This window comes from Flavobacterium panacis (assembly GCF_024649945.1).
GTDB lineage: Bacteria > Bacteroidota > Bacteroidia > Flavobacteriales > Flavobacteriaceae > Flavobacterium > Flavobacterium panacis.
Window position 1 is genome coordinate 320,512 of the sequence record NZ_JANKMS010000007.1, and the last position, 16,315, is coordinate 336,826.

Annotated in this window: 16 protein-coding genes; 7 read left to right on the top strand and 9 right to left on the bottom strand. The window is 32.2% G+C overall.

From position 1 onward, the window contains the following. Positions 1–260: 260 nt before the first annotated feature. The 3 genes from NQQ59_RS16460 to NQQ59_RS16470 all read right to left on the bottom strand — a co-directional run bounded on the left by NQQ59_RS16460 (position 261) and on the right by NQQ59_RS16470 (position 5,053). Complete coding sequence (locus NQQ59_RS16460; RefSeq protein WP_144218740.1) at positions 261–1,475, bottom strand: RsmB/NOP family class I SAM-dependent RNA methyltransferase; 1,215 nt, start codon at positions 1,473–1,475, stop codon at positions 261–263. 138 nt (positions 1,476–1,613) lie between these two features. After that, the gene (locus tag NQQ59_RS16465) at positions 1,614–3,593 is read right to left on the bottom strand and encodes a KUP/HAK/KT family potassium transporter (protein ID WP_144218742.1); all 1,980 of its coding nucleotides are present in this window, start codon (positions 3,591–3,593) and stop codon (positions 1,614–1,616) included. A gap of 131 nt (positions 3,594–3,724) precedes the next feature. Then, positions 3,725–5,053 carry a DUF3300 domain-containing protein gene (locus NQQ59_RS16470; RefSeq protein WP_144218744.1) on the bottom strand — a complete coding sequence of 443 codons (1,329 nt, stop codon included), beginning with the start codon at positions 5,051–5,053 and terminating at the stop codon, positions 3,725–3,727. A gap of 237 nt (positions 5,054–5,290) precedes the next feature. On the opposite strand from NQQ59_RS16470, the gene NQQ59_RS16475 reads away from it, so the two are divergent. Next, positions 5,291–6,352 (top strand): beta propeller repeat protein, encoded by a 1,062-nt coding sequence (locus NQQ59_RS16475; protein WP_144218746.1) that lies wholly within the window; start codon positions 5,291–5,293, stop codon positions 6,350–6,352. A gap of 71 nt (positions 6,353–6,423) precedes the next feature. Here NQQ59_RS16475 and NQQ59_RS16480 read toward each other — a convergent pair whose 3' ends face one another. From NQQ59_RS16480 to NQQ59_RS16495, 4 genes are all read right to left on the bottom strand, one after another. Further along, positions 6,424–6,882 (bottom strand): sensor of ECF-type sigma factor, encoded by a 459-nt coding sequence (locus NQQ59_RS16480; protein ID WP_144218748.1) that lies wholly within the window; start codon positions 6,880–6,882, stop codon positions 6,424–6,426. 31 nt (positions 6,883–6,913) lie between these two features. Further along, the gene (locus NQQ59_RS16485; protein ID WP_144218750.1) at positions 6,914–7,333 is read right to left on the bottom strand and encodes a hypothetical protein; all 420 of its coding nucleotides are present in this window, start codon (positions 7,331–7,333) and stop codon (positions 6,914–6,916) included. A 33-nt stretch (positions 7,334–7,366) separates the two neighbouring features. Continuing rightward, entirely contained in the window at positions 7,367–7,909 is a 543-nt protein-coding gene (locus NQQ59_RS16490) for an RNA polymerase sigma factor (protein ID WP_144218752.1), read from the bottom strand. A gap of 73 nt (positions 7,910–7,982) precedes the next feature. Then, on the bottom strand, positions 7,983–9,158 hold the full coding sequence (locus tag NQQ59_RS16495) for an SRPBCC family protein (protein ID WP_144218755.1): 1,176 nt from the start codon (positions 9,156–9,158) through the stop codon (positions 7,983–7,985). A 418-nt stretch (positions 9,159–9,576) separates the two neighbouring features. On the opposite strand from NQQ59_RS16495, the gene NQQ59_RS16505 reads away from it, so the two are divergent. Next, positions 9,577–9,957: a pyrophosphohydrolase domain-containing protein gene (locus tag NQQ59_RS16505; protein WP_144218759.1), complete on the top strand. Its 381-nt coding sequence runs from the start codon at positions 9,577–9,579 to the stop codon at positions 9,955–9,957. A 140-nt stretch (positions 9,958–10,097) separates the two neighbouring features. On the opposite strand, the gene NQQ59_RS16510 is transcribed toward NQQ59_RS16505, so the two are convergent. After that, the gene (locus NQQ59_RS16510) at positions 10,098–11,168 is read right to left on the bottom strand and encodes a branched-chain amino acid aminotransferase (protein ID WP_144218761.1); all 1,071 of its coding nucleotides are present in this window, start codon (positions 11,166–11,168) and stop codon (positions 10,098–10,100) included. Between the two features lie 308 nt (positions 11,169–11,476). Here NQQ59_RS16510 and mnmD point away from each other — a divergent pair, with 308 nt between their 5' ends. Then, positions 11,477–12,139, top strand: a complete 663-nt coding sequence (mnmD, locus tag NQQ59_RS16515; protein ID WP_144218763.1) for a tRNA (5-methylaminomethyl-2-thiouridine)(34)-methyltransferase MnmD — start codon at positions 11,477–11,479, stop codon at positions 12,137–12,139. A 168-nt stretch (positions 12,140–12,307) separates the two neighbouring features. Continuing rightward, the gene (locus tag NQQ59_RS16520; protein ID WP_073416676.1) at positions 12,308–12,505 is read left to right on the top strand and encodes a hypothetical protein; all 198 of its coding nucleotides are present in this window, start codon (positions 12,308–12,310) and stop codon (positions 12,503–12,505) included. A 35-nt stretch (positions 12,506–12,540) separates the two neighbouring features. On the opposite strand, the gene NQQ59_RS16525 is transcribed toward NQQ59_RS16520, so the two are convergent. Next, positions 12,541–13,482 carry a LysR substrate-binding domain-containing protein gene (locus tag NQQ59_RS16525; RefSeq protein WP_144218765.1) on the bottom strand — a complete coding sequence of 314 codons (942 nt, stop codon included), beginning with the start codon at positions 13,480–13,482 and terminating at the stop codon, positions 12,541–12,543. Between the two features lie 107 nt (positions 13,483–13,589). On the opposite strand from NQQ59_RS16525, the gene NQQ59_RS16530 reads away from it, so the two are divergent. The 3 genes from NQQ59_RS16530 (at position 13,590) to NQQ59_RS16540 (ending at position 16,202) form a co-directional block, all read left to right on the top strand. Then, positions 13,590–14,069: a Dps family protein gene (locus NQQ59_RS16530; RefSeq protein ID WP_111288607.1), complete on the top strand. Its 480-nt coding sequence runs from the start codon at positions 13,590–13,592 to the stop codon at positions 14,067–14,069. A 121-nt stretch (positions 14,070–14,190) separates the two neighbouring features. Next, entirely contained in the window at positions 14,191–14,472 is a 282-nt protein-coding gene (locus tag NQQ59_RS16535; protein ID WP_257698392.1) for a hypothetical protein, read from the top strand. 83 nt (positions 14,473–14,555) lie between these two features. After that, positions 14,556–16,202 carry a SulP family inorganic anion transporter gene (locus NQQ59_RS16540; protein ID WP_144218769.1) on the top strand — a complete coding sequence of 549 codons (1,647 nt, stop codon included), beginning with the start codon at positions 14,556–14,558 and terminating at the stop codon, positions 16,200–16,202. Positions 16,203–16,315 lie beyond the last annotated feature (113 nt).

The window sequence follows — 16,315 nt, forward strand, 5'->3', positions numbered from 1 at the left end:
AAAACTCAAATTTTCGGAATCTTGTCATTTCGACGTAAGGAGAAATCTTCGTAAGAAATTCTATAAAGATTGGCTTATTGAAGCGGAGCTACTTGTGGAGATTTCTCCTTACGTCGAAATGACAAAACTGGAGGGATGTGGTTAATAGTCAAGTAAAAATAAAAATCCCAAATTTCAATGACTAGTTGAAATTTGGGATTTTTTTATTGAATCATCCAAAATTGGAATTTGGAATTTTTCGATATTGGAAATTTGATGTTTTATTTTTTTCTTTCCAAAAGTGCCATATAAAATCCATCAAAACCAGATTCTGAAGCTAGCATTTTACGATCTTCTACAAATGTAAATTGTTGTCCGATTTCTGTTTTTAAGAATTTCTCCACTTGTTCTTGGTTTTCTGATGGTAATACCGAGCAAGTTGCATAAACTAATTTTCCGCCTGGTTTTACAATTTTAGAATAGCTTTCTAAAACTTCACTCTGAACTTTACGAATGTTGTCGATAAATTCAGGCTGTAATTTCCATTTAGAATCCGGGTTTCTTTTTAGAACTCCTAATCCGCTGCAAGGTGCGTCAATTAAAACACGATCTGCTTTTTCGTGTAATTTTTTAATGACTTTTGTACTGTCAATAATTCGATATTCGATATTGAAAGCGCCATTTCTTTTGGCTCTTAATTTTAGTTGTTTTAATTTACTTTCATACAAATCCATTGCAATCAATTGGCCTTTATTTTCCATTAAAGAAGCCATATGCAATGTTTTTCCTCCAGCTCCAGCGCAAGTATCTACAACACGCATTCCTGGTTTTACATCCAGAAATCCTGCAACTAATTGTGAGTTGGCATCTTGTACTTCAAAAAGACCTTGTTTAAAAGCATCTGTCAAAAATACATTGGCTCTTTCTTTTAAAACAAGAGCTTCTGGTTGGTCTTTTAAGTATTCAGTTTCAATATTTAAGTCCATTAAAGTATTTCGAAGGCTTTCTTTTGTTCCTTTTAAAGTGTTGGTTCTAAGAATAACTTTAGCTGGCTGATTTTGAGCAGCAATTTCTTTTGCCCAAACTTTCTCACCAAGTTCTTTCACTCCTAATTCATCCATCCAATCTGGAATAGATTCTTTAAGTGCTCTGTTTTTAGATAATTCGTCAAAACGACCTTTTATTTTTCTTTCAGGAGTTCCTTCCAATTGTCTCCAATCTGGAATTGGATAACCACGAAGAACTGCCCAAACGGCAAACATTCTCCAAAGATTATCTCTGTCATAAGGTTCCTTAACTTCTGCAATTTCAGCATATAATCGTTTCCATCGAACAATCTCGTATATGGTTTCAGCAACAAATTTTCGGTCAGAACTTCCCCAACGTTTGTCTTTTTTTAATGCTCTGGCTACAACTTTGTCTGCATATTCTCCTTCATTGAAAATAGCATTCAAAGAATCGATTGTCGTATAAACTAAATTTCTGTGTAATCTCATTTTATTTATTTGAAGTGCAAAGGTAGTATTAATTGATTGAAAGTTAAATTTTTAATAGTGAATCTTGTTTCTGATTCTCATTAAAAGAAAAAACACTCTAATTAAGAGTGTTTTTTTGAAATATTTTTTTGATGCTAATTATTCTTTAGAAACAATACGCGTTAATCCAATATTTTCAGGAGCGTGAAGCACCATTGGGAATTTCTCTACTTTAACAGAGCTACTGTCCAAACCAAAAGCTCTTTCTTCAGACAAACTCAGTTTTTTAATGAAGAAATAAGAATTCATGATTATGTTTTCATGCCATCTTAAATCATTGTCGTTGGATAGGAATTTCTCAGACAATACAAATTTGAAATCTCCAATAATATTGTTTTTGTTTAAAGATTCGTAACGGCTGGTAATATCTACTTCGCCACGTTTTACCATATCTTTGATAACTTCTCTAAACATCAAATTGATTTTGGTTGGTTCTCTAAAACCTAAATTGAAATCAATTCTATAGATGTCATCTTTTGCAATTTCAGTTACTTTATATTGTGTTTTATAAGGTTCAGTTAAAATATTAACGTGAACAAACCAATAAATATCGGCTCTTTTCGGACGTTTTTGCAGGATAGAATAAATGATTTTTTCTTCCAGTTCATCAACACGATTAGCATTTGTCATGTAAACTAAATGCGTGGCATATTTCGGAATAGATAAATCCTGGCTTAACTCAACAAGAACTTGTTTGTAGTCATCGATTTTGACCACTTTCGTGTAGCTTTTGTTAATTTTCTTAGCCAAATACCAAATCGTCATTACAGAAATCAGCATACTTGCAATAATCAGTGTAACGTAACCACCTTCTGCAAATTTGGTGATATTAGCAATTAGGAAACTAAATTCGATTAATAAATAAATGGTAATTAATGGAACCATGAAATACAATTTTACGCGTTTCATGATTAAGTAATAATTCAATAAAATAGTTGTCATGATCATGCAGAGAATAATCGCAAGACCATAAGCATGTTCCATGTTTCCTGATTTTTCGAAGTGTAAAACAATTCCAACACAACCAAAAAACAATAACCAGTTGATTGACGGAATGTATAATTGACCTTTTACTTCTGTAGGATATTTGATTTTTACTTTTGGCCAGAAATTTAGACGCATAGCCTCATTAATTAAAGTAAATGAACCACTAATTAATGCTTGAGAAGCAATTACTGCTGCTAAAGTAGCAACCACAATTCCGAATGGTAAAAACCAATGTGGCATAATTAGGTAAAATGGATTTCCATTTTCTCCTCCTAATTGCTGTAAAGTACTTCCTTCATGATGAATCAAATAAGCTGCTTGTCCAAAGTAGTTTAAAACTAAAGTTGTTTTTACAAACATCCAGCTGATTCTAATATTTTTTCTTCCACAGTGGCCCATGTCAGAATATAAAGCTTCGGCTCCTGTTGTACATAAAAATACGAATCCAAGAACAAAGAAACCATCAGGATGTATAGATAATAGGTGATAAGCGTAATACGGATTGATTGCTTTAATGACTTCTGGGTAATTCAATACTTGAATTATACCTAAAGTTCCTAGCATAGCAAACCAAATCAACATCATTGGCGCAAAGAATTTACCAACGAGTTTAGTTCCGAATTGCTGAATTGTAAATAGAATGAATAATATGGTAATTACAATGTAAACAATAGTTTGTGTTTGCATTGTCGGATAAAATGCCCGAATTCCTTCTACGGCAGAGGATATTGAAATAGGAGGTGTTATAATTCCGTCTGCGAGCAGTGCGCTTCCTCCAATAATGGCGGGAACAATGAGCCATTGAATTTTTGTTTTCTTGACCAAAGCATAAAGTGCGAAAATTCCTCCTTCTCCATGATTGTCTGCACTTAAAGTAATAAGTACATATTTTATTGTAGTTTGTAAAGTCAGCGTCCAAAAAACACAAGAAATACCACCTAGAACAATGTCGGCATTGATCGTGTGATCACCTAAAATAGCCTTCATTACGTACAATGGAGAGGTTCCAATATCTCCATAAATAATCCCTAAAGTAATCAATAAACCCCCAATAGACAACTTACTATGTAAGTTTTTATGCGATGCGCTCATGTATATTTTTATAAAAGACGGTTGCAAATTTACTGTTTTAAAACAAATTAGCAGCTATATATAATTAAAAATAAAAAAAAGCACAATTGTGAAATTGTGCTTTTAAATTAATTGAAAATTAAAAATATTGTTTATCCTCTTCTTCCGTTTCCGCCACTTCTGGAGTTAGAACCGCTTTCTCTCTGAGGTTGTCCACCACCTCTAGATTCCTGACTTACTCTTGGAGATTCTGAACGCTGTTGACTTTGCGCTGGTCTAGCAGAATAATCTCTATTAGAACTAGATCTGTTTTCAGAATTACTTCTTGGTGCTTCAGCTCTTTGAACTGGAGCAGATTGTGTTGTACTCACTCTGTTTTGAGAATAATTTCTTGAATTATCAGATCTCTGAGTTGACATTTCACGATTAGAGTTTCCTCTGTTTTCAGAATTTCCTCTTGAATAAGTATTGTTTCCAGATTCAGTTCTTGGAGTGTTTTCAACTCTGGCAGAATTGTTTCCTCTGTTTGAATAATCTCTATTTACAGTTCCTTCGGTATTTCTATTTGCAGTTCTATTAGTAGAGTTGTATGTTCCGTTATTTCTGTCTACAGAACTTCTGTTTGTTGTACTTCTGTTATCAGCATAATTTCTGTTTGAAGTCCTGTTGTCAGAATAGGTAGGTCTCGATGTGTTTCCTCTGTTTGTGCTGTATGAATTTCTATTGTTCTCTCTGCTTGATACACGTCTTTGATCCAAATCATATCTGTTGCTTACATTAGAATGTCTCTCTGCAAAGCTGTAGTTTGGTCTCATTCTTTCATAACCGTAAGTACGTCTTGTTTCGTATATTACAGGTGCTCTGTAACTTCTTCTAACATTTACATAATTGTAGCTGTTGTGAACATTAATACAAACATTTACATTATTTCTGTATCTGTAAACAGGGTAAGGTCTCCATGCTGTGTAATAAGTTGGGTAGTAACCCCAGTTCCATGTTGAATAATAAGGTCTGTAATTGGTAACCCAAAATGAGGTGTAAATTACTGGAACAACACTGTAAACAGGCTCGTAAATGTAGTTAGCACCATATAAATAAGAGTTTCCTACTACTTGAACGCTTACTTTGTTGTAATTGTCTCTTTCAACATCGATAGTAGCAATATCCTGATAAACATCACGATCTAAGACCGCTTGAATAATTACGACGTGTGTTCTGTCTTCTACAGATTCAATAACGCGTAAATAATCAACCTGATCATCGCCATTTAAATCTAAGTTTGAAATTTGATATTTCGGATCGTTTAATCTTCTTTCAAAATCCTGAAGATTGGCAGATTCTCCAAACATGGAAGCAACCGCTCTTAAATCTAAATTATCACTGATATCTGAATTTTTTGCGTAAACTGTAGTTTGATTTTGTGCTGCACAAGAACCAAAAACTAATGCTGTGAACGCTATTAAAAGTAATTTCGTTTTCATGACTAAATTATATTAAATTGATTGTACAAGGGAATATCCAATTACTGTGCCACAAATTTATTTTAGGATTCTTTGGCTGCAATGATCTGTTAGTTAGTGAGTTGTGTTTATTGGGTTGATTTTTGGATTTAATAGGCTGTATAAAATAGACTAATTATTATTTTTTGAAAATGAAATAAAGCTATTTGAGATATTATAAATAATCGTATTTTAGCGTTAACCAAATTTTAATTTCTTATGAAAAAACTAGTTTTATTTTGTGGTATTTTTATTTTATTGATGTCTTTTGGAACATTTAAATATGAAACTAAAGTAGCTTATAACAGCGGTTTTACATCAATGACTATGGATACTTTATTTAAAGATAGAATTAGTATAAGAGCCATTTTGGTAGATAAAAATAAAATTTGGTACGGAGCTGATAATTCTCGTTTTGGTTATTACGATTTAATCAAAAAAGAAAAATTTGAAGAACATATTTATCGCGATACTTTGAATTTAGAATTTAGAAGTATTGCACAGACTTCTAAAGATGTTTTTTTGCTAAGTGTTTCAAATCCGGCATTGTTATATTCAATTTCAAAAAAAGACAACAAGGTTAAATTGGTATACAAAGAAATCAATCCGAAAGTGTTTTATGATAGTATGCAATTTTGGAATGATAAAGAAGGTATTGCAATTGGAGATCCTACAGAAGATACTTTTTCTGTTATTGTAACACGTGATGGCGGAGAAACTTGGACAAAACTATTGTCTGATAAATTGCCTACCAATGCTATTGGCGAAGCAGCTTTTGCAGCGAGTAATACCAATATCGTAATCAAAGGTAATGATACATGGTTGGTTTCGGGCGGAAAAAAAGCACGTGTTTTTTATTCTCCTGATAAAGCAAAAACATGGAAAGTGGTAGAAACTCCTATTGTTCAGGGAAAAGAAATGACGGGTATTTTTACAGCTGATTTTTACGATTCTAAGCAAGGATTTATTGCTGGAGGAGATTACGAACTTCCGAATAAAAAAAATGACAACAAAGCTTTTACAAAAGATGGCGGAAAAACCTGGGAGCTAATCGGACAAAATATGGGGTTTGGCTATGCATCATGTGTGCAATATGTTCCGGGAGGAAATGGTAGAGAAATCGTCTGCGTAGGTTCTGAAGGAATACAATATTCTCAAAATGGAGGCGAAAACTGGATGCAGTTGTCTACAGATACCAAGTTTTTTACTATTCGTTTCGTAAATAGAAACACTGCAATTGCTGCAGGGCATAATAAAGTGGTTCGACTTAATTTTAAATAAAAAAATAAGAACCCTAAATAATAAAGTAAGTATTATTATATAGGGTTCTTACCGCTGTTGTTTCGTTAAGATTAATCTTTATTGCCTTTGTCGCGATATTGCTGTAATAATTTTCGATTAAAATCGTCTTCCGATTTTTTAAGCAACAATATTTTCTTTGCTGAAAGTACTTTTTTTAGATTGCTCATGTATTTTTCACGAAGCTGATATATTTCTTTATCCGTACTTTCGATTTGCGATAATAATGTTGCAGCCTCTTTGTCTGAGAGATTTTTAAGATTCTCATCTTTTAGCTGTCTCACATACGTTTTCATTTTTAAATACTTTAATTCATATTGCTTATCATCATAAGCATTATAAATTGGCCAGAATTTCTCGGCTTCTGTTGAAGTTAATTCCAATTCTGTTGTTAAAAATGAAACTTTAAAAGCTTTAATTTTTTCACGCTTTTCATCAATTTTTCCACCTTGAGCAAAAATTGAAAAACTTGTCAGAAAGAGTAGGAGTGGTAAGATGTTTTTTATTTTCATTGCTAAGTTAAGTTGTTGAGTTAAGTTTGATCTAATTTTGTTCTGAAATTAAGTGTTCTATATTTGGATTCGCAGCTAAAATATCTTCTAATGTTTCATCTTCCAAAGTAACATCGTTGCCTAATTTTTCGATATCGCTGTCGTCTAATGTTTGAATTAAATCGTATTGGCTGATATTAGAATGATAAGATAAATAAGTTTCTAAAGTAGCTTCATCAAGTTCGTTTGAATTTGCTTTATAATTATTTACAATCGGAATTAATAATGCAAAACCAATTACCGCAGCCGCTGCCAGAGAAAGTGTTTTTTTGCGTTTGTAGAATGGAATTACTTTTACTTCTTTTTCGTTTAATTGCTGTAAAACTTTCTCTGAAAAATCATCAAAATAATGTTCCGGTGTTTTAAATCCGGATTTTATTTTGGGTTCGTTTTCTAATTTAAATGTTTTCATAATACTTATAAGATAGTTTTTGTTACAAAAGGTTTAATTTGATGTAACATATAATTCAATTTTTTTTACTGCGTGATGATAAGATGCTTTAAGAGCGCCAACCGATGTTCCTAATATTTCAGCAATCTCTTCGTATTTTAATTCTTCAAAATATTTCATTTTGAAAACTAATTGTTGTTTTTCTGGAAGTGTTACAATTGCTTTTTGAAGTTTGATTTGAATTTCATCTCCATCAAAATAAAGATCGGCTTTTAAATTGTCGATCGTTTTATTCTGTAAATCTTCAGACGAAATACCGCTGAGTTTTGCTTTTTGCGATAAAAAAGTCAAAGCTTCATTTGTTGCAATGCGATACATCCAAGAGAAAAGTTTGCTTTCGCCTTTAAAGTTTTTAAGATATTGAAAGACTTTTACAAAAGTGTTTTGTAAAACGTCGTCTGCATCATCATGATTCAAAACAATGTTTCGGATATGAGAATACAAAGGTCTCTGATAATTAGACAAGAGTTTTTGAAACGCAGCATTTTGCGTTTCAGGGTTTAATAATTGTTTTATAAATTCTTTCTCGTCTATCAAACTTTTTGTTTTGTAAACCTTTCTTAGAAGTTAGACTGAATTTAAAACAAAAGGTTTAATGAGCCTTAAAAATTTAGAATTCCGACTGTTCTTCTTCTTGGACAGGAGTTTGTGCTGGTGCAGTAACAGGAGCAGCTGGTTTGCGTTTTACAGGCTCTGTTCTTGGTTCGCTTGGTGTTTCACTTGGAGTTTCAGGTGTATAAGACGGCTCTGTAGCAACAGGAACTACTTTTGGTATAATTGGGAAATAAATTTCGGTTACCAATTTAGAAGAACCTTTTACATCCAATTTACTAAGTGTCCAGATTTCTAGATGTGACCAGCTTAGTTCTGGAGTAATTTTTTCTTTGTTTATAAAAGCCGTAGTTTTTGCAATAGCTTCATTTCTATGTGAATAATCTCCATTTAATGTAGTCTTTACAGCATCAAACCCGTTTAATTTTCCAGATAAAATATCACTTCCTGAACTAATAGATATTTCTTTATTAATAGGTAAACAGATAGAGATTTTTGCTAAACCAGTTTTAGTGTCATAAGTGTGATAGATGATAAAAGGTTTTCCGTTTGCAGATAAACCGTTTGTTTCACTAAAATGAATAAGTTTCGGAATTACAATTCGGGCATTTTTATTTACTTTTTCTATTTCACTTGTAAAAGTCTGACGAATGTAAGGAGTTTCATTTTTCTTAACCAGTCCGTCAACTTTGATAGCGTAGGTTTTGGTTTCGTAATCCAGATTTTTGTCAATATTAGCTAAGCTTTTTTCGTAAATCGTACCAATAACTCGATCTGCACCACCGTGTAAGGCGGAATATATTTTAAATAAAAAACTCATTGTTCCTTTTCCTGTCCAGGTAACTTTTGTTTTTCCGTTCAAAGTGTCTTTCAAAGTCCACGCAACATCTGCTTCTGTTCCGTCATATTTCATTTTTTGTTCAATGCTTTCTCCTTCTTTTGTTTTAAGGGTAATGGCATTTCCTTTTCCATCAACTCCATCCCAATAAAAAGAAGCGCCATTTCCGCTTGTTTTGTTAGGAAAAGTCATTTTTATGGAAGGATCTTCAACCGACCAGGATTCAAAATCTTCGTAATTTCTAAAATCATTAAGGTAACTGTAAACCGTTGCGCGAGGCGAATTGATCACTTTACTTCTTTCAACATCAAAAATTCCTTTTTGTGTAGCAACAAAAACGGTAAGGGCAACAAGACTTAATAACGCAAAAAGAAATAAATACTTAAGAATTTTCATTGGTAGATCGTTTGGTTTCGTAAAGTTATAAATTTTATTGTGAGTCTTACTAATAACCCATAATTATTAGGTTTTATTTTGTTACGCAGGTATTTTTATCTCTTTAAAAAGATTTTGATAACAAATAATATGGCAATGAAAAGCAAGAAAACAAGTAATACTTTGTAATTTCCTTTGTAAAATATTTTATGCAATGCCAGATCTTTTCGATAAGCAAAAATCATTATGATTACAAATGCAATAAAAAAACACACTCCAAATAGTATTTGTCCCTGACTAAACATAATTTTTAAAATTTTTCAGCAAATTTAGAGATTTGTAAATGATTTGCCGCTAAATTAGGTTTTCATTTCATTCAATTTTATTTTAATTTTATAAGTAAGTGAAGTAAATTAGCCCAAAAAAAGAAAACTATTATATGAAAAAACAACTTGACGCCGTTACAGAATTTCACACTGCTTTTAAAATTGGTCATAGCACAACTCCAGTTGCTGATGTAGGAGCAGAGAAAAAGCTACTTCGTTACAATTTGATGAAAGAAGAAAACGAGGAATACTATGAAGCGGTTCAGAATAATGATTTGGTTGAAATTGCTGATGCTCTTGGTGATATGATGTATATTTTATGTGGTACAATTATCGAGCACGGACTTCAAGATAAAATTGAAGCTGTTTTTGACGAAATCCAACGCAGTAATATGAGTAAATTAGGAGAAGATGGGCAACCAATTTACCGTGAAGACGGAAAAGTGATGAAAGGTCCGAATTACTTTAAACCAGATTTTTCTAAGCTTTTGTAAAAGATTAAAACGTAAAGAGCTAAGATTTCTCCTTCGTCGAAATGACAAGATTGAGGTTAATCTCAGCGTTGAAATTAAAAAAAATAAAAAACCCGATAAAACTAAATTTTATCGGGTTTCTTTTGTAATATGGTTTTGAATTATCGAACTTTAACTGTCCATCCGTAAGTATCTTCAGAAAGTTTGTTTTGAAGACTTGTTAGTTTCTCTTTTAAGAAAGAAGCATAAGAGTTTTCAATTGGAGCCATTTCGTAGTATTCATCTTTATAAGAGAATCCTTTGATAACACTGATTACAGCTGCAGTTCCAGCTCCGAAAATTTCTTTCAAAGATCCGTTTTTAGCTGCTTCAACCAATTCCGTAACAATAACTGGACGAACTTCTACATTAAGACCTTCTTTTTCAGCCATTGCGATCAAACTTTTTCTAGTAACACCATCTAAAATTCTTTCGCTTGTTGGAGCTGTTAATAAAGTATCATTAATTCTGAAGAAAACGTTCATTGTTCCAGCTTCTTCTAATTTTGTATGCGTTGCATCATCAGTCCAGATAACTTGTTGGAAACCATCTTTGTTTGCCAAGTTAGTTGGATAAAATTGAGCAGCGTAGTTTCCAGCAGCTTTAGCAGCTCCGATTCCACCATTTGCAGCTCTACTGTAGTGCTCAGCAATAATAACTTTTACTTCACCTCCGTAATATGCTTTTGCAGGAGAAAGTAAAATCATGAATTTATATTCATCAGATGGATTTGCGATTACTCCAGGACCAGTAGCAATCATAAAAGGGCGAATGTACATACTTGCGCCATTTCCTCTTTGAATCCATTCTTTGTCTAATTTCAATAATTCATTCAAACCTTCCATGAAAATATCTTCTGGAACTTCTGGCATTGCCATACGAACAGCAGAACTATTAAAACGTTTGTAGTTTTCATCAGGTCTAAACAACCAAACATCATTGTTCTCGTCTTTGTAAGCTTTCATTCCTTCAAAAATAGCTTGTCCATAATGAAAGACTTTTGATGATGGATCCATTAAAATCGGAGCATAAGGTTTAATGACAGGGTTTAGCCATTGTCCGTCTTTATAATCACATTCAAATAAATGGTCTGTAAATACAGCACCAAAACTTAAGTTTTCAAAGTCTACAGAGCTTATCTTAGACGAATCAGCTTTTCTGATTTCAATTTTGCTTGTTTGAGTTGTACTCATAGTTATGTAAGTTTTTTGTGTGGATATTTTTCACTTAATCAATTCTAAAGTGATGATATCGTGTAAAATGGAAATTAATGAATGCAAAATTACGTAAAATTATGTAAAATGCTTAGCGAAAATTCATTATTTATACGTTTTGACTGAGATTTATTTATCCTATAATAAACTCAAATATTTAATTGATTTTTATAAAGAATTTATGAAAAATCTATCGATTTTTAAGGCTTTACGCATTAGTTTTGATTAAATTTGAATATTAAAATGGCTTGAAAATCAATAAAAAGCTATTGTAAATTTCGGAAAAAGTGAAAAGAGAAATAATTAAAACGCTAGATGGCTCAACTACAATTCGTTTGCCAGAATGGGACGAATGTTACCATTCTAAACACGGAGCAATTCAAGAAGCAAAACATGTATTTATAAAAAACGGACTTTCCTTATTTGAAAAGCCAATAAGTATTTTAGAAATTGGATTTGGAACAGGTTTGAATGCTTTTATTACCTTTTTAGAAGCCATTCGTAAAAATCAAAATATCGATTATGTTGGAGTAGAAGCGTATCCTGTTGATGCCGATGAAATTTTAGAAATGAATTATGCTGAAGAGCTCGAAGCATTGGAATTTCATAACATTTTTGAAAAAATGCATAAATCAGAATGGAACGAAAAAGTAGAAATTTGCGATCAGTTCTCGTTAACCAAAAGGAAACAATTTTTTGATGAAATTGACGATTTTGAAACTTTTGATTTGATTTACTTTGATGCCTTTGGATACAGGGTGCAACCGGAGCTTTGGAGTACGGAAATTTTTCAGAAAATGTACAATAGTTTAAAGCCTAATGGAGTCTTAGTAACTTATGCCGCACGGGGTGTTGTAAAAAGAAGCATGATTTCTGTAGGATTTACCGTCGAAAAATTAGCGGGGCCTCCTGGAAAACGAGAAATGTTTAGAGCCTTTAAAAACGGTTAGAAATGAGTTGTTTAGAATGATTCTACATTGATTTATGTGTTTTAAGAAAACGTATTCGTTGCTAAAGTTTTTAAAAAAAATAGTTAAAAATGAATTTTATGTTTGCTAATTGTTTAAATTTGGCTCGAGTTTAAAAAAATAGATAACCCCCGAAAATCTTATTTTATTATGTCAAAAATGATGTTTGATTACACGAAATCAATACTTGAGAGAGTTAGTTTCGATCCGGTACTTTTCTGCAAAGAGTTAGAAAAAGCTATCAAAACACTGTTACCTTACGAAATGGAACAATTGCAAGAATGGCTATTAAATTTCATTATTGAAAAGCCAGAATTAAAACCAAGTCTACAGCTAATTAAAGTATAAAAGAAAAGGAGCCCAATTGGCTCCTTTTTTTATGACTACTTTTTTTGCAGTGGACTAATGATTTGAACATTCTGAAAAACAATTGCGCCTTTGACAACGCCTGCAATTGTAGATCGAAGTGCATCAATGATTTGCATTTTTAATTCGCTCTTTGGGTAAATTAAGCTTACCTCACGGGCTGGTTTTGGTTCCTTAAAGTTTCGAAGTTTCAGTTTATCGGATTCTTTTAAGTCTAAGGTGTGCAAGTACGGAAGTAATGTTGTACCAAGACCTTCGTCTGCTAATTTAATTAAGGTTTCAAAACTACCGCTTTGAATCTGGAAATTAGTTTGATCGGCGTCTGAAACACTTTTGCATAGATTTAAAATTCCATCTCTAAAACAATGTCCGTCTTGTAGCAATAAGATTTCATTCAGATTTAAATCGGCAACTTCTATTTCTTCTTTTCCAAAACTAGCGTGATGTTCTGGAATATAAGCTACAAACGGTTCAAAGTACAAAACAATCTCTTTTATTTTTTCGTCTTCAAGAGGCGTTGCAGCAATCGCAGCATCTAAATGTCCGTTTTTAAGTTTTAGGATAATTTCTTCTGTATTTAATTCCTCAATTAATAGTTTAACTTTTGGATATTTTTTGATGAAATTATTTAAAAACATCGGTAAAAGCGTCGGCATAATGGTTGGAATAATTCCTAAACGAAATTCTCCTCCAATAAAACCTTTCTGTTGTTCTACAATATCTTTAATACGATCTGCTTCATTAACGATATTTTTGGCTTGATTCACGATTTTCTGACCTATATCGGTAAGCTGAATCGGCTTTTTACTCCTGTCGAAAATTAAAATATTAAGTTCTTCTTCAATCTTTTGTATCTGCATACTTAAGGTTGGCTGTGTTACGAAGCATTTTTCAGCAGCAAGAGTGAAATTTTTATGCTCAGCAACTGCTAACACATATTGTAATTGAGTTATAGTCATATTGATAGTAATTTGTGATGCAAAAATAAGAAAATATAATTTTTATTTATATTTATTTTATGAAAGTTACTTTAAATTTGTAGTAAATTAGTGTAAAAAATTAGATCATGAAAACAAATATTTTAGGTTTACCTGTAAAAGAGTCAGAATTATTAGTAAAAGAATTGAATGTGCTTTTATCAAACTTTCAAGTATATTATCAAAATTTGAGAGGAATTCACTGGAACATTCGTGGAAAACGTTTTTTTGATTTACATGTAAAATTCGAAGAATTATATACAGACGCACAATTAAAAATAGATATGATAGCCGAAAGAGTTTTGACCATTGGAGGAACTCCATTGCATACTTTTGAAGACTATATTAAAAACAATAAATTAACTGTTGGGAAAAATATTTCTAACGATGAAAAAGCAGTTCAATTGATCGTTCATTCTTTATCAGATTTATTAAAAATCGAAAGAGAAATATTAAACAAATCAGATGAAATTAATGATGAAGGTACCAATTCTATGATGAGTGACTTCATTTCTGAACAAGAAAAAACGATTTGGATGATGAATGCTTGGTTAGAAGAAACTTTGTAAATTGTTGTTTTTTAAAGAATTGTAAGCAGAATGGAATGAAAATTGCATTCTGCTTTTTTATTTTTGTTAAATTTCTATCAAATCTCTTTGATTTTATTTGTTTAACGCTATTTTTGTTTCGATGAAATTTGTAGCCCGCATATTATTATTCATATTTATTGCCTTCTTATCGACCCCTACAATTGTTCAGGCGTTAAAGAAAGGGAATAGTACGGCTGTATCTTTCAGCATTGCTGAAGAAGAAGTGCATAAAGAACTTAAAAATGTAATGCACCCTTCAATTCTTGAGCACGAAGTTGTAATTCCGGTTTATATCGAGAAAAAAACAATCATTTCTGAGAATATTGTAAAACTTGACAATATTTCTCCGAGCATATTTGCTCCACCTCCCAATTTAGCATAATACTTCCGATTATTTTGATCTTTAGCCACATCTCAACTGAGATGCGGTAAATCTTTAATGAATAATTTTTTTAGTATTGTGTTATGACAAAAAAAATCAATCTTTTTGCTAACCTTAAATCTGATTTTGCGTCAGGTTTAGTGGTTTTCTTGGTAGCTCTTCCATTGTGTTTAGGTATTGCAATGGCTTCTGGAGCGCCATTATTTTCTGGAATTATCGCTGGTGTTGTGGGTGGTATCGTAGTAGGATATTTAAGTCAGTCACATATTAGTGTATCAGGTCCAGCAGCTGGTTTAACGGCTATTATTTTAACCGCAATTACCGATTTGGGAGCTTTCGATGTATTTTTAATGTCTGTTTTTATTGCAGGATTAATTCAATTAGCATTAGGATTTTTAAAGGCTGGAAGTATATCAAACTATTTCCCAACAAACGTAATTGAAGGAATGTTAGCCGGTATTGGAATCATCATTATCTTAAAACAAATACCACATGCTTTTGGTTATGATGCAGATTTTGAAGGAGATCAGGCTTTTATACAAAATGATGGAAGCAATTCTTTTTCATTTTTATTTGATGTTCTAAATCATATCCATTTAGGAGCTGTAGTAGTTTCTGCGGTTTCATTGGTGATTTTATTAGCGTGGGATAAAGTATCTTTTCTAAAAAGAATAAAACTAGTTCCAGGAGCTTTAGTGGCTGTTATTCTTGGAGTAGTTTTAAATGAAATATTTGTATCTACTGGAAGCCCTTTGGCAATTGCAAAAGAACATTTGGTTTCTTTGCCAGTTCCAAAATCTTTTGATGAGTTTAAGTCAATTATAATTACGCCAAATTTCGCTGCAGTTTCAAATCCGCAGGTTTGGGTAGTTGCTATTACAATTGCCATTGTCGCTTCTATAGAAACACTTTTATGTATTGAAGCTACAGATAGAATGGATGTGCAAAAACGTTACACCAATACCAATGTAGAACTTAGAGCGCAAGGTGTGGGTAATATTGTAAGTTCTCTTTTAGGCGGTCTTCCAATGACATCTGTTGTAGTACGTTCGTCTGCCAACAATAATGCAGGAGCAAAATCTAAGCTTTCTGCAATTATTCACGGTGTACTTTTATTAATAAGTGTATTAGCTATTCCAACAATTTTGAACAAAATTCCATTGGCAACATTGGCAACCGTTTTGATTTTGGTTGGATATAAATTAGCAAAACCAGCAGCCTTTATGCATTTCTGGAAAAAGGGTAAATACCAGTTTGTCCCTTTTATTGCAACTTTGGTCTTTGTCGTTGCGACAGATTTGCTAAAAGGTGTTGCGTTGGGAATCATCATTAGTATTATTTTCGTTTTAAGAGGAAACTTAAAAAGAGCGTACAACTTCAAAAAAGAAGAATACGAAGATGGAGATATCATTCACATCGATTTAGCGCAGGAAGTTTCGTTTTTAAACAAAGCGGCGATTAAACAAACGTTAGCTGAAATCCCAGAGAATTCAAAAGTTATCATTAATGCTCATGATACAGAATACATTTCCCATGATGTATTGGATTTAATTCGTGAATTTAAAGAAACGAGAGCTATTGACGAAAACATCAAAGTAAAGCTTAAAGGCTTTAAAGAAGCTTACGAACTAGAAAACACACCAGAAAATCATAATCATGTTACTATCGAACATTATTATGATGTAGCAAAAAGAGAAGTAGTTCAAAAAGAAGTTATTAGAGAAGAATAATTAAAATAAGACATTTTTTAGATAAAAGAAGTCTCAAAATTTAGGTAACTTTACATTCAAGTTCTTTTTGAGACATTTTTAGAATTAGAAATTACCACACAAAAAATAAAAAA